Consider the following 21,994-nt stretch of genomic DNA (forward strand, 5'->3'; position numbering starts at 1 on the left):
CAAATAAGCGCTAGTTTAACAAAAACAAATATAAGTATCTGCTTATTTAATCTTTGCTCTAGGTAAAGGCTAGTCAGTCTAGTTTAGATTATTTATAATTCGTTAACTTAAAAACAAGCAAGGGTTAACCAAGTGATCTATTTGTGGAGTGTGACTTTTTTATGGGCTTTTTCATTTAGCCTGATAGGTGTGTACCTGTCAGGTAGTGTGGATGCCTATTTTGCAGTATTAACACGTACTTTTTTAGCTAGCCTCGTATTTTTGCCCCTGCTTAAATTTGCTCGTATTCCCTTAAAGCTGGCGCTGAAGCTAATGCTTATAGGCGGTTTTCAGTTAGGTGTTATGTACCTTTGCTTGTATCAGTCATTTAGTTATTTAACTGTGCCAGAGGTGGTGCTCTTTACCATTTTCACCCCAATTTATATCACTCTAGCGAATGATTTACTGCAAGGGAGGTTTACCCTCTGGTATTTACTGACTGCCAGCCTAGCAGTAGTGGGCGCAGGCATCATTCGTCTTAATGCTATTAGCGCAGATTTTTTTGTTGGGTTTTTACTAGTGCAGGCAGCCAACCTTTGTTTTGGGCTGTCTCAAGTGGCCTACAAGCACCTAATGGCCAATTTAAAAAGTTCGGCTTCCCATCTTAAGCATAGAGATGTGTTTGGCTACTTTTACTTAGGTGCATTGTTGGTTGCCAGCTTAGGTATGTTCCTGTTTGGTAATTGGCAAAAGTTACCCACTACAAGTACTCAATGGATTGTGCTTTTATGGCTAGGTTTGGTGGCTTCTGGGATAGGTTACTTCTTGTGGAATAAAGGAGCTACCCTGGTAGATGCAGGCGCCCTAGCGATAATGAATAATGCCCTTGTACCTGCGGGTCTTTTGGTTAATTTAATTATATGGAACCGTGATGTGGATTGGTTAAGGTTGTCCTTGGGAGGCTTGGTTATTCTTCTTGCGCTCCTTATTAATGAGCGTTGGGTTAAACCCAGAGTTGAGTTACAAGAAGTAAAAGCTGGTTAAACACCACTCAAAAACTGGCAATCAATGCTTTTTAAGTGTTTAATCAGCCTCTAGATTTTTGAAAAAAACTAAGGAGAGTACCGATGTTTCGCTGGTTGCCTGCTGTTTTAGTCGGTTGTTTACTTTTACCTAACGCTGGTCAGATTTATGCCTACGATGATTATAGTGAAATTCATGGCTATGTAAGTGGTGGTTTGCATCACTGGACCAGTGATGATTCGAGTGCTGAAGGCCTTAAAATACGGTTTGGTCAGCAGCTAACAAGTTTTATAGGTGCAGAAGCCCAGTTTGCTATAGGTGGCGAAGACTCAGAAACAGAAGTTTCGCTAGATCGCCTCTTTGGTATTTATGGTAAGTTTGGCTTGCCCTTAGGTATGTTCACACCCTATGCAAAATTAGGAATGACCTCTGCTTCTTTAAAAGCAGCCGATGAAAGCACAAGTGAATTTGAAATGAGCTACGGTGTGGGTTCAGAGTTTAACCTAACATCCCGCTTTTATGTTGATTTGGAATATATGGTTTACTTAGATACTGCAGACCTTGAGCTAGAAGGCTTTACTTTTGGTATAGGTTATAAACTACCATGAAAAACCCTGGCTTCCGCAATATTGGTTTAATCGGACGTTTGGGTAGTAACAAGGTAGTTGAAACACTTAAGCGGTTAATGCGTTATTTGGGCGAGCATAACTATCAGGTAATTATTGAGTCTCGTACTGCTGAGGTTATCTTAGGTCATGGATGTCAAGAAGCTGACCTAAAAATGTTAGCCGAAATTTGTGATCTGGTCATAGTGGTGGGTGGTGATGGCAGCTTACTAGGTGCAGCTCGAGCTATGGCTAAAACGGGTGTGCCAGTTTTAGGTGTTAACCGAGGCCGTTTAGGCTTTTTAACCGACATACTGCCTGAAAAAGTTGAAGAAAAGGTTGCCGAGGTTTTAGCTGGCAAATACACCTCAGAAAGACGTTTTTTATTAGATGCTGAAGTGTATCGTGAAGGCGAATTGATCGGCAGTGCTGATGGTCTTAACGATGTAGTGCTCCACCCGGGTAAATCAGCACGAATGATAGAGTTTGATTTACACATTGAAGGGCAATTTGTTTATAACCAGCGGTCTGATGGATTAATTGTTGCCACCCCCACAGGTTCTACAGCCTATGCACTATCGGGTGGTGGCCCTATTATGCACCCCAAGTTAGATGCATTAGTGCTTGTACCTATGTTCCCTCATACCCTATCCAGTCGCCCTATAGTGGTGGATGGTAATAGTGAAATAAAAATCTTCATTAGTGGCAGCAATGAAACCTACCCGCATATTTCTTGTGATGGTCAAACTCACCTAGTCACTAAGCCAGGTGATGTACTTTATATACGCAAAAAGTCTCAGAAATTAAAACTGATTCATCCCTTAGGATATGACTTTTACGAAATCTGTCGCACTAAGCTGGGCTGGAATTCACAGCACAGTAATTACTGATCGACACTCGTTAAAAACGGATAGTTTATGCAAGGTTATGATCTGATAGGTGATGTACATGGTTGTGGTAATACCCTAAGGCGATTACTAGAACTCATGGGCTACTCACGTCAGTCAGGTGTATGGCGACACCCTGCTGGAAGGCAGGTGATCTTTGTTGGCGATATTGTAGATCGTGGCCCAAGAATTCGTCAGGCATTACATGATGTGAGAGAAATGGTTGAAGCAGGCACAGCGCTGATGGTGTTAGGTAACCATGAATACAACGCCCTGGCCTACTCAACGCTTAACCCACAAGGCGAGCCTTTACGCTCCCACTCTCCTAGACACCAAAGAGTCATACAAGAAACCCTGGATCAGTTCGACCCTTGGCCTAATGAATGGCAAGACTTTTTGAATTGGTTTATGACCTTGCCGCTGGCCCTAGATTTAGAACAACTCAGGGTTGTTCATGCCTGTTGGGATGACCAACTCATGCCAAACTTCTTTCAAAACTACCCTGACGGCACTATGACTGAAGAGTTTTTACAAGCTTCAGCGATTATAGGTACCGATGAGTTTAGAGTGGTTGATCGTTGTACACGGGGCACTTGGTTACGCTTACCTGAAGGGCAAACCCAGAAAAGTGGTGATGGTTTTGTAAGAGACCGCTTTCGCACTTCCTTTTGGATAGACAACCCACGCACTTGGGGCGATGTGTTGTTTCAGCCAGATAGACTAACCCCAGAAATAGAAGCAACCCTTATATCAGCAGAAGACCAGCGCCGTTTAAGCTATTACCCACCCGAAGATAAACCCTTGTTTTTTGGTCATTATTGGTGCCAAGGCTTTCCATCAGTCATTCGGCCTAACCTAGCTTGTTTAGATTACAGCGCCGTTAAATATGGCAGATTAGTCGCCTATCGTTTTGATGGCGAAGCAAAACTTGATGCTGAAAAATTTGTGTGGGTTGAAGTACAAAGAGACGAGTATCCACTACTAGAAGAGTTGCGGGCAGAAATGCTTGCAGAGCATATTCAAAAAATTTAAAAAAAGTGGGAACTAAAATAGTTAAGCTGCGTCTTATTAGTCGTAGTTTCCTCATGATAGTCCTGCTTTGGCGGCTCCTTCTTTTTTTATTAAAGAGTAGCCGCCATTTTTTTTAACCCCATCGATTAAAAATTAGCGACTAGATTAATGTTTAAATTCCTGGTCTTACCAGCACACCAAGACCCTATGCCACTTTCACGCCACTTATGGAAAGCGCGTATCGGTCACCGTATTCTGCCGGATGAAGCAGGTAACCATGCTTTTTGGTTGCTGGATGTTACTCTGCTTCCTTATGTGCAACTGGCAATAGATGACTGGCAAGCTGGTCGACCAACTCAACCAGCAAATATTAACCCAACCTCTTTAGCTTATCGTATTAAAAAAGTACCTGTAACTCTTACACTGCTCCTGCTTGGTTGTTTGGTTACCTTGGCTTTTGAATGGCTATTTGGCCCTATTGTTTTTTTACTGGTTTCTTTTACACCCATGGAGTTTGCAAATGGTCAGGTGGTTAGCCTGCCTTTAAGCGCAACACTTACCTCCGGGCAGTGGTGGCGCTTAATTACGCCAATTTTTTACATTTTGGCATAATGCACTTGGTTTTTAATTCACTTTGGATTTGGGTTTTAGGTGAAATGATTGAAAGAAACCAAGGACAGGTTAAACTTATCTTATTAATACTTTTTACAGCCTTGGTATCTAATTCAGCACAATTTTTAATCAATGGTTCTAGTCAGTTTGGTGGCTTATCTGGCGTGGTCTATGGCTATTTAGGTTATATCTGGCTAACGGGTCGGCTTAAACCTCAAGAAGGCCTAGCCCTCAGTAATGCCTTGGTAATATTTATGCTGGGCTGGATGCTTTTAGGTATGACAGACTTTTCACGTTCTTTAGGCTTAAATATGGCCAACGAAGCGCACCTAGGTGGGCTTTTAGCAGGGTTAGCTTTTGCACTTTTACCCTGGCCTAAAAAGAGGAAACACGTATGACCTTTGCAGCTATGATAGAAAAAATGAGTCCGGAAATTTATACGGCATTAAAAAGCGGTGTAGAACTAGGACGCTGGCCTAATGGACAGGCATTAACTCAAGAGCAAAAAGAAATTAGTATGGAAGCCGTGCTACGTTACGAAGCACAAAGCAATATCCCTGAAGAAGAAAGGGTGGGTTATATTGCACCTAAAAAGAAAAAGCTCGCGACCAATGAAGAAGCGCCAGTAAAAATTTTAGGGCAGGAATAATAGCGTGCTAAGTTTAGCCGGTCGTTTACGTAAAATGGGTACAGAGCATACTGCACAGGTAAGTTATGAGTTAAAACTTGCCGATGGTGAAGGTGGTTTGCAAAGCCTAGCTTTAAACCCCTTGTTAGGAAAAGTGCTTAGCCTTGAATTTAGCGGCAATATTCATTGCATTCATTGTGAGCGAAAAACCAACAAAAGCTTTGCGCAAGGTTATTGTTACCCCTGTTTTAAAAAGCTAGCGCAGTGTGATACCTGCATTGTTAAACCAGAAACCTGCCATTATCACCTAGGCACTTGCCGCGAGCCAGCTTGGGGTGAAGCGCATTGCTTTAAAGAGCATACGGTTTATCTAGCTAGTACTACCGGCTTAAAAGTAGGCATAACCCGCGAAACCAATATGCCAACACGCTGGATGGACCAAGGAGCGATTGCTGCTTTACCTTTAATAAAAGTGAATAACCGCCTAGCTTCAGGCCTAGTAGAAACCACCCTAGGTCAAACCATCAAAGATAAAACCGCTTGGCAGCGTATGCTAAAAAATGAAGTCGAAGACTTAGATTTGGTGAAAGAAGCACAGCAAGTCTTGACGGAATACCAGCCCCAGTTAACCGCCCTAGATAACCTGGAATATGAAACGCTGACATTAAAACCTTTGTTTTTTGATTATCCAGTTTTAGAGTATCCAACCAAGGTTAAGTCACTTAACCTAGATAAAACACCTAAAATAGAAGGGCAACTACTGGGTATTAAAGGCCAGTATCTTTTGTTAGATATAGGCGTTATTAACCTGCGCAAATACGCTGGCTATGAGGTGCGTTTTTCTGCTCATTAATCAGCCAATAAAAAATGGCTCAGCAGTTAGTCTTTATTGGTTGGGCTTACTGCTGTTTTTATTGTTGAATCTGTTTTATTTCCCGCAAGCTGCTGCCGCAGACAAAAAACGCTCAGCTTTGGTTTTAAAACTAGAGCCAGAGCTAGCCCCAGTGCGTAATAATATTGAAGCCTACCTAGGTACTATTGAAGAGCGTAATACCGATGAAATGCGCCGCTATGCACGTTTTGCTAGAGAGCAAATAGCTCAGGCTGTAGAAGCTTTAGGTTATTATCAATATGGCCTTCATTTAGAAGTCAAACCTGGTGACCCAGCTCAGTTACAAGTTAATCTGCTGCTAGGGGAGCCTGTTAAATTACAGCAGGTGAATATAAAACTGGCTGGAGAAGCCGCTGGCCAAGCCAATTTTACTCTACCCTCAACTAAGAACCTGCAAATAGGCCAACAATTAAATCATGCTCACTATGAAGCAGCTAAAAAACACTTTTTAGACCAAGCCCTAAGTTATGGCTATTTTGCTGCTGATTTTTCTAAAAATACCCTAACAATTCTGCCTGAAGCTAATGTAGCTAATATAGACTTGCATTTTAATTCAGGGCCTCGTTACCGCTTTGGTGAAGTCAGTTTTGAGCAGCAGGGTCAGTTTCAAGAAAGCTTTATTAAAAAGTTTGTGCGTTTTAAAAAGGGTGATGCCTTTGATGCAGAACGCCTCAGTGAATTAAGTCGTGAACTACGCGCCAGCAACTACTTTAATGAAGTGTTAGTTGATATAAATGAAGACCTAACCACAGCTAACCTTGAAGTGCCTGTTGAAGTGCTACTGACCCGTCGCAAACCCCACAGTCTAGATTTAGGTATAGGTTATTCAACCGATATAGGCCCCCGCCTAAGTGGTAGTTGGACACAGCATTGGTTGAATGACCTAGGGCATAGTCGAGGCGTGAACAGTGAGCTTTCCTTACCGCGCAAAGCTGTCAGTGCTTGGTATCAGTTGCCCCTTAGCCCGCCTATGACAGACAAGCTACGTTTTACCACCTCTGTAGAAGATGAACGCTTTGACGATCATAAAAGTCAGCGCTTTAGTGCCGCTATTCAATGGCAACATCAACAAGCTAATAGCTGGGATAGAAACCTCTCATTAAAAGGGCTACAAGAAAACTTTCAAATTGGTGAAGAAGAAGACCGAACCTGGTTAACCTTGCCTGGTATTACTTTAAACCGTTTATACACAGATCAGCGAGTAGACCCAACAAAAGGCTACCGTTTACATTTTAATTTAGCTGCTAGCCATCAAGAGTTTTTGTCAGATATTAATATATTTCAGGTCACGGCTTTTGCGCGAGGGCTCTACACTTTTTATGATAATCATCGCTTCTTAACTCGAGTGCAAATGGGTGATTTATATACAGAAGACTTTTCAATTACCCCTGTTTCCTTGCGTTTCTTTGCTGGGGGTGACCAAACGATTCGTGGTTATGGTTATCAAGAAATAGCACCCAAAAGTGAAACAGGTCGCCTTTTAGGTGGGCGTTATTTAATAGTAGGCAGTACCGAGTACCAATACAGCTTAAGCCCAACCTGGCGCTTAGCTGTATTTGTTGATGCGGGTAACGTCAGCCTAGAAAGAAAAGAATTACAAAACCTTAAGGTAGGCCGAGGTATAGGGCTACGCTGGATATCGCCCGTAGGGGCTTTACGTTTAGATGTAGCCCAAGGTTTAGATGAGCTAGAGGGTGGCTGGCAGCTGCACTTTTCTATGGGGCCAGAATTATGATGCGTAAGCTTGCTTATGGATTGATTACAACCCTCACTAGTTTGCTAGTAACCCTCTTAGCCCTAGTGGCTTGGTTAGCTTTTACTAGCTCGGGTGGCCAGTGGCTAGTAGGGCAGCTACCCGGCTTAAAAGTGAATGGCTTTCAAGGGCAGTTAGCCAACCAGTGGCAAGCAGAGCGTGTTGAATGGCAAAACACTCAGCTTAAATTGGTTTTAGAGAAGCTAAGCTTTAGTTGGCAGGTGAGTTGTTTAACTGATAGAAAAGTCTGCTTAAACAAGCTACAGCTAGCTAGGGTTGAAATAACCACTCATACTCAGCAGCCAGCAGAGCCAGGTGTTGATTTTAACTGGCAAGATTTGCGTTTGGCTGACCTAAGCCTTCCCGAGTTGAGCCTTCCTCAGCTGAATTTACTAGAGCTTACTCAACTTAAAGGCCTAGAAATAAACCAGCTAGGTATAGAAAGTTTGGTTATTAATAATCAACAACAACTCAGCCAATTAAAGCTAGCTGCTAACTGGCAAGCTGAAAAAATTAATATTCAATCTTTAGAAATAGCTAGTCCCTGGTTTAGTAAATGGCTAAGTAAAGGGTCAAGTAAAAGGCTAAGCAAAAGGTTAGGTAAAGCTATAAAAGAAAGTCCTGATCAGCCAGCCAAGGTTAGGTTAACCGGTTGGCTAGCAACCCAAAATAACTGGCCATTGAAGCTAAATTTAGCCAGCCAGTTGAGTGACTACCCCTTGCAGCTGGCGCTGGCGGGTGACTTAGAGAAACTACAAATACAAACCACCTTAAACCTTTCAAACTTAAGCCTTTCAAACCTAGAAGAAGATGCCTCAATTAACCTAAAAGGTTGGGTTAACCTGCTGAACACCAAGGCACCGCTAAATTTAAACCTGAGTTGGCAAAACCTTAACCCTAGTCAAACTTACTCAGAATTAATGAATGGCCTAGAAGATTTACAATTAAAAACAGGCCAGCTAAACCTAACCGGTAATCTAAAAAAAGGCTGGCAACTAGCCCTTGATAGTCAACAAACTGTAAATCACCAACCCGTGAGTTTAAGTTTGGCAGCCAATATCAGCTGGCAAGCCTTAGCTTTAGAAGAGCTATACCTCAATTGGGCTGGTGAACACTGGTTAAAGGCAAAGTTTAATTTAGTGGAGTTAAAGCCAAAAGAGTTGAGCCTAGATGGAGAAATAGCGGGGCAGCTAAAAGATGAATTACTGAGTGATTTAGCCTTTGCTACTAACTTTAGTGGCTTTTTAGATACAGCGAGTCTTAACAACAGCGACTTAAAAAATAACAGCAACTCAAAAGACAACAGCAGCCAAAATAGCCAAAAAATTAATTACCAATTTAATTTAGATGACCTAGTCATATCCACCAAGCAAGAAAGCTTAGCTTTGGCGCTCAATCTAAATTCTGAAACCTGGCAAGCAGAAACCAAACTAGAGCTAGCTAACCTTAGCAATTTAGCGCAAACGCTTCTTAAAAGGCTTAAGCCTCACCAAGCAGAAGCACTAATTGCCAACGACCCTTTAGCTGGTGATTTAAAGCTAAATGCCAGCCTAAGCTTGCCAGCCTTGCCTTTAACAACACAAGCAGACTTACAGCAAGTTTTGTCGCGAGTGGACCAGGGGCAGTATCACCTAGAATTAGTATCTAATGAATTAAGCTATGCTGCTAACCAGCTAACCAATACCGATTTAAACTTTAGCTACCTAGATAAGCAATCTAATCTAACCCTGACTAGCCAGCAGCTAAACCTTGCCACAGATAATACAGATAATACAGATACCAACAGTGAAGTTTTACTGGAGGCAATCAAAATAAGCCTTGCAGGCTTAGTGAGTAATCACCAGTTGAGCGCTGCTTTGCAGTTGAATAAGCAGCCTTTACAGCTGAGTCTTCAAGGTGGACTAGACCTAGAAGATCCACTAGGAGTGAATTGGCACTACACTTTAGCTGAGGTATCAACAGAGCTAATTAAGCCTTGGTTGCCACCAGACTTACGTTGGCAAGATAAAATTACCGGTGAACTGCAAGGCCAGTGGCACAACCAGCAGCTTAGCAGCCGGTTAGACTTATACTCTGGCCCGGGAGAATTAGCCGTTAAGCTAGAAGACAAGCTGAATGAAACCTTTAGCTGGGTTCCCTTAACCTACCACCTTTTAAACCTAAGCTTTGAGTTAGAAAATGAAAGCTTGGTCACCCGCTTAACGCTTGATGGCGACCAACTAGGCTATTTAAACAGCCAAGTGGCTATTAATTTAAAGCCAGATGCAAGCAGCAATACAAGAAAAATTAAAGGCCATTATCAACTGGAAGGTTTGCAGATTCAGGCTTTCTCACCTTTTGTTAACCTAGATGAACTTAAAGGTAGGATTAAGGGGCAAGGAGAAATTCGAGGGCATCTTTTAGCACCAGAGTTGTGGGGTAATTTACAGCTAGAAGAAGTGGTAGCTGTTAATTCACGTTGGCCAGTCACCTTGCAGCGTTTAGATGGTGAGTTATTGCTGCAAGGCGAACAACTAAGTTTAACGGCTGACTTTTCTACAGGTGAAGGGGGGGATGGTCAGTTAAAGGGAGAGTTGCTTTGGCAGCCAAATTTATCAGCAGCTTTAAACTTAACTGGTGAAGCCTTCCAAGTTAGGGTGGAGCCTTGGGCAAATTTACAGGTAACGCCAGACCTCAACTTTAGCTATCAACAAGAAACCCTAAGCCTAGCAGGAAAAATAAAAATACCTAGTGGGGCTATTAGCGTGAAGCAACTACCTAAACAAGCCATTAAAGTTTCAGATGATGCGCAAGTTTTAGGCAGAGAACAGGCAGCTAAACAAGCACCTAACTTGAATTTAGATATAGAGCTACAGTTAGGTAATAGCCAAGAACCCGATAAACCACCTTTAAGCTTAGAGGCCCTGGGCTTAAATGCTGAAATTCAAGGCAGGCTTAAGCTAGGTAACGAACTGCAAACTCGAGGTGAGCTAGCCCTAATTAAAGGGGTTTATCAGTCTTGGGGGCAAGATTTAAAATTAAGAAAAGCCCGTTTAAATTTTGCTGGGCCAGTTAGCCAGCCATTTTTAGACCTAGAAGCTGTGCGAGAAGTGCAAGATATTACTGTGGGCATTCGCATCACAGGACGAGTTGACCATCCTGAATCTGAAATTTTTTCAGAGCCTCCTATGGCTAATGAGCAGGCTTTATCTTGGCTGATTTTAGGTCGCCCATTAAAAACGGAAAAAGATGAAAATACGCTCAATGCTGCTGCTATTTCCTATGGTTTAAAACAAGCTTCAGGCGTAACAGAACGCCTAGGTAAAAGTTTAGGTTTAAAAGACTTTCAACTGGTTGCCGAAGGGGGTGGAAGCGAGGCCAGTGTGGTTGCCTCTGGCTACATTAATGATAAGTTAAGTGTTGGCTATGGCGTTGGGGTTTATGATGAAGTGAGCCGCTTTGTGGTGCGCTACGAGCTTTCACGCCAGGTTTATATTGAGGCAGCTAGCGCTTTAGCCAGCTCCCTCGATATTTTTTGGCGCTTAAATTTTTAGTGGGTTTAACCATTTAGCAGGTTTTACTTTAAAGATTGTCTAAGCCTCGTTCAGCCATAGCCACTGCCCTAAAAATAGCTCGGCCTTTATTTAAAGTTTCTTCCCATTCCATTTGCGGAATAGAATCGGCGACTACGCCAGCACCGGCTTGAACATGCAACTGCCCATCTTTTATAACGGCTGTGCGTATCGCTATGGAGGTATCCATATTGCCGTACCAGCTTAAATAGCCCACTGCACCACCATAAACTCCACGTTTAACGGGTTCTAATTCATCTAAAATTTCTAAGGCTCTAATTTTAGGTGCGCCAGATAAAGTGCCAGCAGGAAAAGTTGCTCTTAACACGTCGATTGCACTGAGCTCTGGGCGCAGTTTACCTACCACGTTAGACACTATGTGCATAACATGCGAATAGCGCTCTATAGCCATGCTGGCGGTTACTTCCACACTACCAGTTTGTGCAATACGGCCAACATCGTTGCGTCCTAAATCGATCAGCATTAAATGTTCTGCTATTTCTTTAGGGTCAGCTAAAAGTTCTTTTTCTAAAGCCAGGTCTTCTTCAGGTGTTGTGCCGCGCTTACGCGTGCCAGCTATAGGGCGCACTGTTACTTCACCTTCTTCTAAACGAGCTAGAATCTCAGGGGAAGAACCCACAACTTGAAAGGTATCTAGGTGCAAATGAAACATATAAGGCGAAGGGTTTAAAACCCTTAAAGCACGATAAAGCTCTAAAGATTGCGCTTTATAAGACAGGCTCATACGTTGGGAAACCACGCACTGCATGATATCGCCTGCATGGATATAACCTTTTATTTTATCCACAGCGGCTTTAAATGCCGTTTCAGTAAAGCCCGATTCAAAGTCACTTTCTTTGACGGGTTCACGACCCGTACCCGGGCTAGTGGTATTTAAAGTCGCTGTACGCAATTTGACTTCAAGTAACTCTAATTTTTGCTGAGCTTTTTCTAAGGCATTATCTTCAGCAGGGTTGGCATGGGTAATTAAGGACAATTTACCTGAGAGGTTATCGAACACCACGACATCCTCAGAAACCATTAAAAGAATATCGGGTACTTTTAATGGGTCTGCCATACGAGCTGCAGCTTCAGGGTTATTTAGGCTCGGCTCAATGTAGCGAATGGTGTCATGCCCAAAGTAGCCCACCAGCCCACCGGTAAAGCGTGGCAAGTTAGGCAAAGGTGCAACCTTATACTGAGCTTGGAAAGCTTCAATAGTGGCCAGTGGATTAGCGACTGTCTCGCTACTGATCAGCTGATTATTTCTAAATAATTTAAAATCGTAGCCATCTACTTCAAGGCGTTCATTAGAAGGCAGACCAATAATGGAATAGCGACCCCATTTCTCACCCCCCTGAACTGACTCAAGCAAATAACTGTAGGGCTGTTGTGCTAACTTCATATAGGTAGAAAGCGGCGTATCTAAGTCAGCCAAAACCTCACGGCTAACAGGAATACGGTTGTAGCCTTCAGTGCTTAGGGCTGCAAATTGTTCAGGGGTCATGCTTAAATTCCTTTAAGTTCTTCTCTCAGTGCTTTAATCACTGAGTCATAACGGTTAGGGTCTTCAGCTTGGGCAGCGCCAAAAATAGCGGAACCAGCTACAAAAGCATTGGCACCAGCGGCGGCAATTTCAGCAATATTATTTACGCCAACACCACCATCAACTTCAAGTTTTATGGGGCGTTCACTAGCAATAATACGCGCTCTTGCTTCACGCAGTTTTTGTAGGGTTTGCGGGATAAACTTTTGCCCACCAAAGCCAGGGTTCACACTCATTAGTAGAATTATATCTAATCGATCCATGACATAATCCATTAGGTTCAAAGGTGTTGCAGGGTTAAATACTAAACCAGCCTTGCAGCCACCATCACGAATCATTTGTAAGCTGCGGTCGATATGCTCAGAAGCTTCAGGGTGAAAAGTAATGCTAGTAGCACCCGCTTCAATAAAGTCACCTATCATACGATCAACCGGCTTAACCATAAGGTGTACATCTATTGGTGCGGTAACACCATGGTCTCTCAGTGATTTACACACCATTGGGCCAAGGGTTAAGTTAGGTACATAGTGATTATCCATCACATCAAAGTGAACCCAGTCTGCACCAGAAGCGAGTACTTTATCGACTTCTTCACCCAAGCAGGCAAAGTTAGCAGAAAGAATGGAAGGGGCAATAATAAAGTCAGAAGTATTGGCAGACATAGTAAGTTTGTGTCTCTATTAAGAAGTATTTAGAAGCCTTTAGGCATTTTAAGGCATTCAGCCAAGTTGTGCAGCTTTGTTACATCTTTACAGGGGTTGCCGTGTGTAGCAACATTGGTACCGCAGAATTAAGTGATCAAGGATATTATTCAAGTGAAAAGATTAACCTTTCTTACCTTATTGGCTTTTACACATCTAGCTTTTATTAGCCTAGCTCAGGCAGCTGATACCCCTTTTGGCTTGGATGATGAAGAAGAGCAAGAGGTTAAAGTCGAGCGTGCTAACCCAGACCCCATGGGCGAAATGCTTGCCGCCTTGGTAAAAGAATTACCCGCTGAAGAAGTGGTTAACCTAACTTTAAATGATGAAGAAACATTTTTAGCTTTAGAGAGGGCAGCACTTAGCTTTAAACCTAAAGGACAGGTGTTAATGCTACCCGGCGACAGGCAACACCCTAATTGGCCGCAAGGTATCGCGCCCTTAAGGCAGGTTTTACCTGAATACGGTTGGACTACCCTCGCTATTTCTTTACCCATTTATAAAAGTGCAGGGGTTGCTAAAAGAACGCTAGGGCCTGGTCCTTTGCTTGGTTATATCAGTAAAAGCAGCGAACCTGCTAAAAGTTCAGAAAAGTCTGATCCAGATACAGGGGCCGATGTAGGCTTTTTAGGTGGCGATGAAGATGAGCAAGAAGAAGTGGTGGTTGAGGTTGTTGATCCAGTCGAAGCGCTGAATGCACACCGAGCTTTAATAGAAGCGCGCTTGCAAGCGGCTTTGCAGCATTTAGGCAACCAGGGTAAGCAAGTTTTGGTTTTGCAGGGAGAAAGTATTTATTGGTTACAGCCTTGGCTTAAAACAGACAAGCTTCCAAAAAAATCACCACTTATTTTACTTTATGTTGAAGCCCCTGCTGGTGCCGATTCTGTAAGTTTTGCCGAGCTTATTAAACACCTAGGTAATCGCCCTATCTTAGATATTTATGCAGGGCAGAACACCTTGCAAGCCAGTTGGGCAGCCGAGCGTAAAGCTGCTTATTTAAGGGCGGGTAATAAGCAAGCAGTGCAAATGGCTGTTAAAGTGCCCGTGAGTAGCAGTGATGGCACGGATAGCCGCTGGTTAACGCAAAGAGTTGAAGGTTGGTTAAGGGGGCTTAGATAGTTACAGCTTTTTAGAGTCCTCGTGCCTTTTTTAAAAGCCCATAGGCATGCTGTATTTCTTGGGCTCTTTCTTTACCCTTTTCTAAAGCTAGGTCTGTAATGCCTTGCGCCATTAACTTATCTGGGTGGTGCAAGCTCATAAGCTTACGGTAGCTGAGTTTTATCTCTTCAGGTTTAGCGTCACTATTAATACCTAAAGTGCGATAAGCCGCTAATAAAGCAGGCTCGCTAGCAGACTTATCTTGTTGGTAGGTTTGTTGTGTTTTATAGCCTTTTTGCATGCGTGTACGTTGATGCAAGCGATCAGCCTCTACTTGGCTAATATTAAGCAAAGCTAAAAAAGAGTAGATCACCCTGATTTGGTTTTCGCTAGCAGGGCCGCCTGCATAAGCAATATTAAAAAGCTGATCTACAAAATCTAAACGCCTAGCTTTTTTATTTGCATAGCGTGTACGCAGTAACTCAAGTTTGGAGTCAATTTGGTCAGTCGCCAGTTTGCCTTCGTTAAAGCGGGCGATAGCCAGGGCTCTTTCTTGAGGCTTTAGCTTCATGCGTTTGAATACAGCCTCAGCAGCGGCTATTTCTTGTGGTGATATACGACCATTTTGCTTGGCGACATAACCTAGGCAAAGAAACAAAGTATCACGGTAAATCAGCTCACTAGACTTAGGTAAGCTCATGCGCGGCAAGCGCTTTAAGGAATTTATTAAAAGAGTGAAGATGGAGTGACGATGAAAGTCAAAGCTGTGCCCAAGTATAATGCCCAGTGCTGCACCTGCCCAACCTCCAAGCATAAAACCTAGTAAAAAACCAACCGCCTTACCTGCAAAGTGAGGTAGCTTTAGCCTTCTTAACTTCATAATACTTTTATTCCCTTGCTAGCCTTGTTTTCTCTGTTTGTTCTATTATTTTCTTTGCTAAACGTGCATTCAGTTCAGTTAAACGCTCGGGTGTACCCACATCTACCCAATGGCTCGTTAAAACTGCTGCATTTGCCTTTTGCTCATCAATCATTAAACGCAGCAAAGGCGATAAAATAAAAGCGTCACCTACTTGGTGCTGGTGCTGATAGGCTGCATAAAGCCAGCTTTCATCTAGCAGGGCAGGATTAATGCGACTGACCCCTGCAAATGTTTTACTTTGCATTCCAGCCCTAGGCTGATTAGCTAAACTGCCTGAATCTTCTGCAAAGAAAAAGTCCCCTTGAGGGTTGTGTTCAGGGTTATCCACTAAGAGCATAAATAGCAGCTCATCTTGAGTAGCAGGTGGCAAGTGGGGTAATTCACTGATCCAAAGGTCACCGTTAATTAGCAAAAAAGGCTCTTCACCTAATAACTCTTTAGCTTTTAGTAAGCCTCCACCTGTTTCTAAGGGAGTGTTTTCAACTGAGTAGCTAACCTCTAAACCCCAAGCAGAGCCCTCTTGAACTGCATCAATAATTTGTTGGCCTAAATAACTAACATTAATAACAACCTGTTTAATGCCTTGGGCAGCTAGGTTTTCTAAATGCCAAAAAATAAGTGGTTTGCCTGCTACTTTTAGTAGGGGTTTAGGTGTGTGCAGGGTGAGTGGCTGCATACGTTTGCCTTCGCCTGCTGCAAAAATCATAGCCTTGTTAGTCATGATTAGGCTGCTGTAAGTTGTTGCCTTGCTGTAAATAGGCATTGAAACTAGGGATAACCAGTTCACTTAACCAAGTTTGTATATCGGCAAAATCTGCATAATTTTGAGTTGCCCTAAGCAAATGCTGCAAGGTGAGTGGAATATCTTGTAAATAATTTGGCTTAGCATCACGCAGAGCTAGGCGTGAAAAAATGCCTGCAACTTTTAAATGGCGATGGATACCCATCCAATCAAACCAACGCTTAAATTCAGCCAAGCTTACAGGAGTCGCTTGTTGGCAGTAGGCTCGATGAAAATAGGCAAGCCAAGCCTGCTGAGTTTGTTCTGGCCAATCTAGGTAGCAGTCTCTAATAAGAGAAACAGCATCGTAAGTACAAGGGCCATAAACAGCATCTTGAAAATCAATAATGCCGAGTTGATTTAAACCTAAAACCATAAGGTTGCGTGAGTGGTAATCGCGGTGAACCGTTACTTGAGGTTGCTCTAAAGCAGAAACAATAAGGCTTTGCTTAAATGCCGCCCAGTTTTTAGGAAGGCTAGTTTTAGGTAGCTCAAGCAAACCTTGGTAGAACCAATCGTCAAATAAATTTAACTCTTGGGTTAAAAGCTCTTTCGAGTAGTCTGGCAGTGGGTGGTCATTTGTTGCTGTTTTGGCTAGTTGTTGAATAGCCGTTAGTTGGTTTAAAGCTTGGTGATAAAGGGTATCTACTTCAGATGTGGGTAGCTGGGTTACCTGCTGCATAAATTGCAGATCACCAAAGTCTTCAAGTAGGGCAGTGCCTAGCTGCAGGTCATAGGCAAGAACTTGAGGAACTTTAATACCCTGCTGGCGCCAGGCCTTAGCTAAACTAATAAAGCTATGTGAACTTTCTTTTTCAGGCGGCGCATCCATTAAAATCATACTCTTGCCCCTGGTGTTTTGCTCGGCAGCTACACGATAGTAACTACGAAAGCTTGCATCCCCCGCTACAATGCTAAGTTCAGCATCAGGGTTGGTTAACCAAGGCTTTAACCAAGCTCTAATAGCGAGTGAACGATCTGTTTTTGTGGATGTCTGGTTAAGGCTCATAATAGTTTTAGTCGTGGCAGTGGCAAGTAGATTAGCTATAATACGCAATTTTGCGGACTTTAGCAGGTTAGTGCAGCCTGCTAGCTTAGTCCTTTTGCTCTGGAGTGGTGCTTGAAGTTGATGTTTTTTAAAAACGACTTACCCATAGCGGCTCTAATGCTGGCAGCTTCTGCTGTGCATTCTGCGCCGCCTAAAGCACTGGCACCTGAGCTTTTAGACTGGCAGGTATATTCAGAGCAGCCGGTTGGAGAAGTTTGTAGAGGTTATTACTTAGCGCCAGAACTTGATTTACCCGAAGCCCACCTACCTATCGAACAAGCACGCTTATTTGCTGCTGCTCAGCAACTTAACTATTCCGCTCAGGGCGGCCTGCTAATGCAAGGCGAGGTGAACCTACGCAAAGGTTCGCTTTATTTAACTTCTGACCAAGCCAGCTTAAATGCGGCGCGAGATTATGCCAAATTAAAAGGCAATATTAGTGTGCGTCAGCAAGGTTTGTTATTGCGGGGTGCAGAAGGCGACTATCAGCTAGAAAAAGAAGAGCTGCAAATGAGCGAAGCTCATTATGTTGTTCATGAGCAGCGCTTGCGCGGTAGTGCTTGGACATTAGAGCAGGGTGCAGATGGCATAGTAACCCTTAGAGATAGTTCTATGACTAGCTGCTCGCCTGGAGACAATGCTTGGCGTTTAGTAGCAGGCAAGCTAAAGCTAAACCGTGATACAGGTTTTGGTGATGCCACCAATGTGCGTATGGAAATATTAAAAGTCCCGGTTTTTTACTGGCCTTGGTTAAGGTTTCCAATCGACGATCGTCGCCATACGGGTTTGTTATCACCGAGTATTTCCTGGTCAAAAACTAGTGGTTTAGATTACCAGCAACCTTTTTATTGGAATATAGCACCAAACGTTGATGCAACCTTCTACCCCAGACAAATAGATAAACGGGGCTTTATGCTGGGTGGCGAACTGCGTTACCTAACAGAGCGAAGCTCGGGTGAAATTTACTATGCAAGGCTGAATGAAGATAAAGAATTTGCAGATTTAGACCGTTGGAATTTTGCTGCTAAACATCAGGGTCGCTTAACTAGCCAACTTAACTATCAAATAAATTACTCTCAGGTTAGTGATGATCTTTACCTAAAAGACTTGAATACCAATACTTTTACCACTTCAGATACCGAGCTACTCCAACAACTGAGCTTTAACTATGCAATTGACGGTTGGCGTACCCGCTTAAATTTTCAGGGTTATCAAAAACTGAATACCGCCAATAACTCACCAGAAACACCCTACCAACTATTTGATTTTCGTTCTGGGCGTAAAGCAGGTTTTCAAGATTATTACCGACTACCCCAGTTAGAGGTGCGTAAAACTACGCGCTGGAATAATGTTTTGCAAAGCAGCTTGCTTGTTGATCTTACCCAATTTAGTAAATTATTTGATAAAGAGCTAGGCGGCTATAAGGTTACCGGATTAACTCAAAAGCCAGGTACAAACAATGACTATTATTTTACTAGCTGGGGTGCGCCTGATACCTTGCGTCTTCACTTAGAACCTAGCCTAAATGCTGAATGGCGTTGGCCTTGGGCTTATATACGTCCAGCTGCTAAAGTAAAATTTAATCAATACCGTATTAATCCTTACTGGGCAGCTAGTGTTACAGCCATAGAGCGGAACAATGTTGAACTAGACCCTTCCGCGCTAGTACCAGTGTTTAGTTTAGATACTGGCTTATTTTTAGAAAGAGACACTGGCTTGTTTGGTAAAAAGCTAGTTCAAACCCTAGAGCCAAGAGCCTTCTTTGCCTATGTGCCTTTTGTAGAACAGTATGATATCCCCAACTTTTTTGATGGTGGCTTTGTTGAAGATGATTATGGGCAGTTATTTCGTGCTGAACGTACTACAGGGCAAGACAGAGTCGGTGATGTTAAAAAGCTAACCCTAGGTGTAACCCAGCGTTTAATAAGTCAAAACACCGGTCGTGAATTAGGTAGCTTAGGGGTTGCCAAGGCTATTTATTTAGAAGATAGACGGATAGATAATAGCTATTTACATCCAGACCATACAAACCGAGCTGATAACAAGCCTAGAGAAGATCAAGCCTACAAGAATGTACGCACTACCTCTAACCTAGCAGTGCAAGCTAGCCTTACGCTGACTAAAGATTTAAAGCTAAGCTCTAGCTTAATGTGGGATGATTATTTCCACAAAACCGAAAACTCCAATACCTATTTAACTTATACTGGTATAGAAAATAGCCAGTTTAACTTGGGGCATAGTTATACTTCTAACTATAACCTAGGCTTTAAAGGCCCTAGGCCAGATAAAAATGGGTTAGATGCCTGGTCTTATTTGCAGCATGCCGAAGAGCAGGTGTATGCATCTATGATTTATGCACTAAATGAGCATTGGCGAGTATTCGCTAAACAAGGCCACGACTTAAAGCGTTCAGAAAAACTCGATAGTATTACAGGACTAGAATACAACTCTTGCTGCTGGCAAATACAACTGGTGTACCGTGACTGGGTTGATAATCCAGACACCTCGCCCGGCTACCAAGGCGCAGCCAGTGACAATGCATTTGAGGCAAGAGAGCGTGATTATGGAGTTTTCTTAAATGTGGTATTCAAAGGCTTAGGTGGTGTGGGCCAGCCCATACCGCAATTACTCAGTGAAGAAGTCCAAGGTTATACCGATCGCCCCTAACGGAGAATTTGAGTGTTAAAAAAAATCTGGGTCACCAGCCTAATGTTAGGTTTGCTAATGAGCTTGGCAGCCAAGGCTGAACCACGTTTAATTGATAAAATTGTTGCTGTTGTTGATGAAGAAGCTTTAATGCAAAGTGAATTAGAGCAGCGTATTCAGCAGGCCAATGAGCAGATAGCCGAGCGAGGTATTCGCCCACCCCCTGCTGAAATTTTACGCCAACAGGTGCTTGATCGTTTAATTATAGACACTATTCAGCTACAGCTAGCTAAGCGGGGGGGCTTACGAGTCGATGATCAAACCCTCAATGAAACCCTAGCTAATATTGCTCAGCAAAATAATATGACGCTGCGCCAATTCAGCCAAGCCATAGAAAATGATGGTATAACCTTTAATGAGTTTCGTGAACAAATCCGTCATGAAATGTTGATTTCACAAGTTCGCCAGCGTCGTGTGGGCGAGCGTATTCAAGTGAGCGAGCAAGAAGTAGATAACTACTTAACTTCTCCCGAAGCCCTGCAGCAAGACGGTCGTGAATACCGAGTTGGGCACATCTTAATTTCAATACCCGATAGCCCTAGTCCAGAACAAATAAAGCAGGCTCAAGAGCGAGCTGAAGCCTTGAAGCAAAAGTTAGCTGCTGGCGCAGATTTTCAAGAGCAAGCCATAGCCAGCTCTGCAGCAGACGAAGCTTTAAGTGGTGGAGACCTTGGCTGGCGTTCAGCACTTGCCTTGCCTTCAATCTTTACAGACCAAGTGCCTAAATTACCCTTGGGCGGTATTGCTGGGCCGATTCGCAGCCCCAGTGGTTTTCATATTATTAAGCTGCTAGAAGTTCGTGGTGGCGACCAGTTATTTATTGACCAAACCCAAGCGCGCCACCTTTTGTTAATGCCAAATGCAGTAAGAGATGAACAAGCTACCCTGGCTGAAATACGTAAAATAAAACAACGCATTGAACAAGGCGAAAGCCTAGCCAGCTTAGCAAGAGAGCTATCCGATGACCGAGGCAGCAAGCAGTCAGGGGGGAGTCTTGGTTGGGTTAATCCGGGGCAAATGGTGCCAGAATTTGAAACGGCTATGAATGAGCTAGCAGTAGGGCAAGTGTCTCAACCTGTAAAGAGCCAGTTTGGTTGGCATTTAATTCAAGTCGAAGAACGCCGCAAATCAGATATGACAGACCTAATGCGCCGCCAGCAAGTTCGTCGTATTTTATCGGAACGTCGCTTTGAAGAAGAAGTACAAAACTGGTTAAGAGAAATCCGTGACTCAACCTGGGTAGAAATAAGGAGTTAATATGACTCAATTATCCACTCTACTCATAACGCCTGGTGAGCCAGCAGGAATAGGCCCAGACTTAATTACCCTCTTAGCTGCAGAAGGCTGGTCTTCGACTTGGGTGGTGGTTGCTGATCCTGCCTTGCTAGTTGAGCGCGCTAAACATTTGGGTTTAAGTTTACAGATAAAAATAGTCTCCGCTAAAACGCTAGACGCACCCTGCGAAACCCATGAAGTGAAAGTTTTACCTGTGACTTTGCGAGCACCAGTAACGGCTGGGCAGCTGAACTCAGCCAATGCAGCTTATGTGTTAGAGACCTTAACGCTAGCGACAGACCTGTGTTTACAAAAACAAGCCAAAGCTTTAGTCACTGGGCCAGTGCATAAGGGTATTATTAACCAAGCAGGCATTGCCTTTACGGGTCATACAGAGTTTTTACAAGAACGCTGTGTCAGTGAGCAGGTGGTTATGCTCTTAGCTACAGAGGAGCTGCGTGTAGCCTTGGTGACGACTCACCTACCTTTAAGGGAAGTAGCAGATGCCATTACACCTCAACGCATAGCTCAGGTTACGCGTATTTTGCATCACGATTTACAAACCCGTTTTGGTTATAAAAACCCACGTATTTTAGTTTGTGGGTTAAACCCTCACGCAGGTGAAAGTGGGCATTTAGGTCGAGAAGAAATTGAAGTTATTGAACCTACCCTAGAAAAGCTTCGAGCAGAAGGCATTAACCTTGTAGGGCCTTTACCCGCAGATACCCTGTTTACCGAAAAGGTTTTAGCAGAAGGTGATGCGGTACTTGCTATGTACCATGACCAAGGTTTACCAGTGCTTAAGCATCAAGGCTTCGGGCGTGCGGCCAATATAACCCTAGGCTTACCCATTATTCGTACCTCGGTAGACCACGGCACAGCTTTAGACCTAGCCGCTAGTGGTGCGGTAGACACGGGTAGTCTTAAAACTGCCCTAAATTACGCAACCCATTTTGCAGTATAAATTTTAGAGAGT

Annotated in this window: 19 protein-coding genes; 14 read left to right on the forward strand and 5 right to left on the reverse strand. The window is 43.3% G+C overall.

Annotation, left to right across the window (positions count from 1 at the left end; all coding sequences use genetic code 11):
• Window positions 1–132: 132 nt before the first annotated feature.
• The 10 genes from BP27_RS0104950 to BP27_RS0104990 all read left to right on the forward strand — a co-directional run bounded on the left by BP27_RS0104950 (window position 133) and on the right by BP27_RS0104990 (window position 10,923).
• Window positions 133–1,023, forward strand: a complete 891-nt coding sequence (locus BP27_RS0104950; RefSeq protein ID WP_027850606.1) for a DMT family transporter — start codon at window positions 133–135, stop codon at window positions 1,021–1,023.
• A gap of 83 nt (window positions 1,024–1,106) precedes the next feature.
• Window positions 1,107–1,610: an outer membrane beta-barrel protein gene (locus BP27_RS0104955; protein WP_027850607.1), complete on the forward strand. Its 504-nt coding sequence runs from the start codon at window positions 1,107–1,109 to the stop codon at window positions 1,608–1,610.
• Window positions 1,607–2,497, forward strand: coding sequence for an NAD(+) kinase (locus BP27_RS0104960; RefSeq protein WP_027850608.1), 891 nt, complete (start codon window positions 1,607–1,609; stop codon window positions 2,495–2,497). The genes BP27_RS0104955 and BP27_RS0104960 overlap by 4 nt, the downstream gene beginning before the upstream one ends.
• Window positions 2,498–2,524: 27 nt before the next feature.
• A complete protein-coding gene (locus tag BP27_RS15280; protein WP_051610324.1) occupies window positions 2,525–3,526 on the forward strand; it encodes a metallophosphoesterase in 1,002 nt (333 codons plus the stop codon).
• A gap of 147 nt (window positions 3,527–3,673) precedes the next feature.
• Window positions 3,674–4,117 (forward strand): hypothetical protein, encoded by a 444-nt coding sequence (locus BP27_RS16690; RefSeq protein WP_051610326.1) that lies wholly within the window; start codon window positions 3,674–3,676, stop codon window positions 4,115–4,117.
• A complete protein-coding gene (locus tag BP27_RS16695; RefSeq protein WP_051610328.1) occupies window positions 4,117–4,515 on the forward strand; it encodes a rhomboid family intramembrane serine protease in 399 nt (132 codons plus the stop codon). Before BP27_RS16690 ends, BP27_RS16695 begins: the two co-directional genes overlap by 1 nt.
• Entirely contained in the window at window positions 4,512–4,766 is a 255-nt protein-coding gene (locus BP27_RS0104975) for a YeaC family protein (RefSeq protein WP_027850609.1), read from the forward strand. The genes BP27_RS16695 and BP27_RS0104975 overlap by 4 nt, the downstream gene beginning before the upstream one ends.
• Window positions 4,767–4,770: 4 nt before the next feature.
• Window positions 4,771–5,598 carry a DUF2797 domain-containing protein gene (locus tag BP27_RS0104980; protein ID WP_027850610.1) on the forward strand — a complete coding sequence of 276 codons (828 nt, stop codon included), beginning with the start codon at window positions 4,771–4,773 and terminating at the stop codon, window positions 5,596–5,598.
• Window positions 5,573–7,372, forward strand: a complete 1,800-nt coding sequence (locus BP27_RS0104985; protein ID WP_051610330.1) for an autotransporter assembly complex protein TamA — start codon at window positions 5,573–5,575, stop codon at window positions 7,370–7,372. The genes BP27_RS0104980 and BP27_RS0104985 overlap by 26 nt, the downstream gene beginning before the upstream one ends.
• Window positions 7,369–10,923, forward strand: coding sequence for a translocation/assembly module TamB domain-containing protein (locus BP27_RS0104990; RefSeq protein ID WP_027850612.1), 3,555 nt, complete (start codon window positions 7,369–7,371; stop codon window positions 10,921–10,923). The genes BP27_RS0104985 and BP27_RS0104990 overlap by 4 nt, the downstream gene beginning before the upstream one ends.
• A 28-nt stretch (window positions 10,924–10,951) precedes the next feature.
• Here BP27_RS0104990 and trpE read toward each other — a convergent pair whose 3' ends face one another.
• Window positions 10,952–12,448 (reverse strand): anthranilate synthase component I, encoded by a 1,497-nt coding sequence (gene trpE / locus BP27_RS0104995; RefSeq protein ID WP_027850613.1) that lies wholly within the window; start codon window positions 12,446–12,448, stop codon window positions 10,952–10,954.
• Between the two features lie 2 nt (window positions 12,449–12,450).
• Complete coding sequence (gene rpe, locus BP27_RS0105000) at window positions 12,451–13,149, reverse strand: ribulose-phosphate 3-epimerase (protein ID WP_027850614.1); 699 nt, start codon at window positions 13,147–13,149, stop codon at window positions 12,451–12,453.
• 153 nt (window positions 13,150–13,302) lie between these two features.
• Here rpe and BP27_RS0105005 point away from each other — a divergent pair, with 153 nt between their 5' ends.
• Window positions 13,303–14,307 carry a DUF3530 family protein gene (locus BP27_RS0105005; protein ID WP_027850615.1) on the forward strand — a complete coding sequence of 335 codons (1,005 nt, stop codon included), beginning with the start codon at window positions 13,303–13,305 and terminating at the stop codon, window positions 14,305–14,307.
• 10 nt (window positions 14,308–14,317) lie between these two features.
• On the opposite strand, the gene djlA is transcribed toward BP27_RS0105005, so the two are convergent.
• Genes djlA through BP27_RS0105020 form a run of 3 tightly spaced genes read right to left on the reverse strand, consistent with a single transcriptional unit; the run spans window position 14,318 to window position 16,998 of the window.
• Window positions 14,318–15,166 carry a co-chaperone DjlA gene (djlA, locus tag BP27_RS0105010; RefSeq protein WP_027850616.1) on the reverse strand — a complete coding sequence of 283 codons (849 nt, stop codon included), beginning with the start codon at window positions 15,164–15,166 and terminating at the stop codon, window positions 14,318–14,320.
• Between the two features lie 7 nt (window positions 15,167–15,173).
• A complete protein-coding gene (locus BP27_RS15290; protein ID WP_051610332.1) occupies window positions 15,174–15,929 on the reverse strand; it encodes a nucleotidyltransferase family protein in 756 nt (251 codons plus the stop codon).
• Window positions 15,922–16,998, reverse strand: a complete 1,077-nt coding sequence (locus BP27_RS0105020; protein ID WP_160169821.1) for an aminoglycoside phosphotransferase family protein — start codon at window positions 16,996–16,998, stop codon at window positions 15,922–15,924. The genes BP27_RS15290 and BP27_RS0105020 overlap by 8 nt, the downstream gene beginning before the upstream one ends.
• A gap of 120 nt (window positions 16,999–17,118) precedes the next feature.
• Here BP27_RS0105020 and BP27_RS0105025 point away from each other — a divergent pair, with 120 nt between their 5' ends.
• The 3 genes from BP27_RS0105025 to pdxA are packed head-to-tail and all read left to right on the forward strand — an operon-like array spanning window position 17,119 to window position 21,982.
• Entirely contained in the window at window positions 17,119–19,704 is a 2,586-nt protein-coding gene (locus BP27_RS0105025; RefSeq protein ID WP_027850618.1) for an LPS-assembly protein LptD, read from the forward strand.
• 12 nt (window positions 19,705–19,716) lie between these two features.
• Window positions 19,717–21,000: a peptidylprolyl isomerase gene (locus tag BP27_RS0105030; RefSeq protein WP_027850619.1), complete on the forward strand. Its 1,284-nt coding sequence runs from the start codon at window positions 19,717–19,719 to the stop codon at window positions 20,998–21,000.
• Between the two features lies 1 nt (window position 21,001).
• Complete coding sequence (gene pdxA, locus BP27_RS0105035) at window positions 21,002–21,982, forward strand: 4-hydroxythreonine-4-phosphate dehydrogenase PdxA (RefSeq protein ID WP_027850620.1); 981 nt, start codon at window positions 21,002–21,004, stop codon at window positions 21,980–21,982.
• The last annotated feature ends 12 nt before the right edge of the window (window positions 21,983–21,994 follow it).

Origin of the sequence: Marinospirillum insulare DSM 21763 (genome assembly GCF_000686905.1) — a bacterium.
Lineage (GTDB): Bacteria > Pseudomonadota > Gammaproteobacteria > Pseudomonadales > Halomonadaceae > Marinospirillum > Marinospirillum insulare.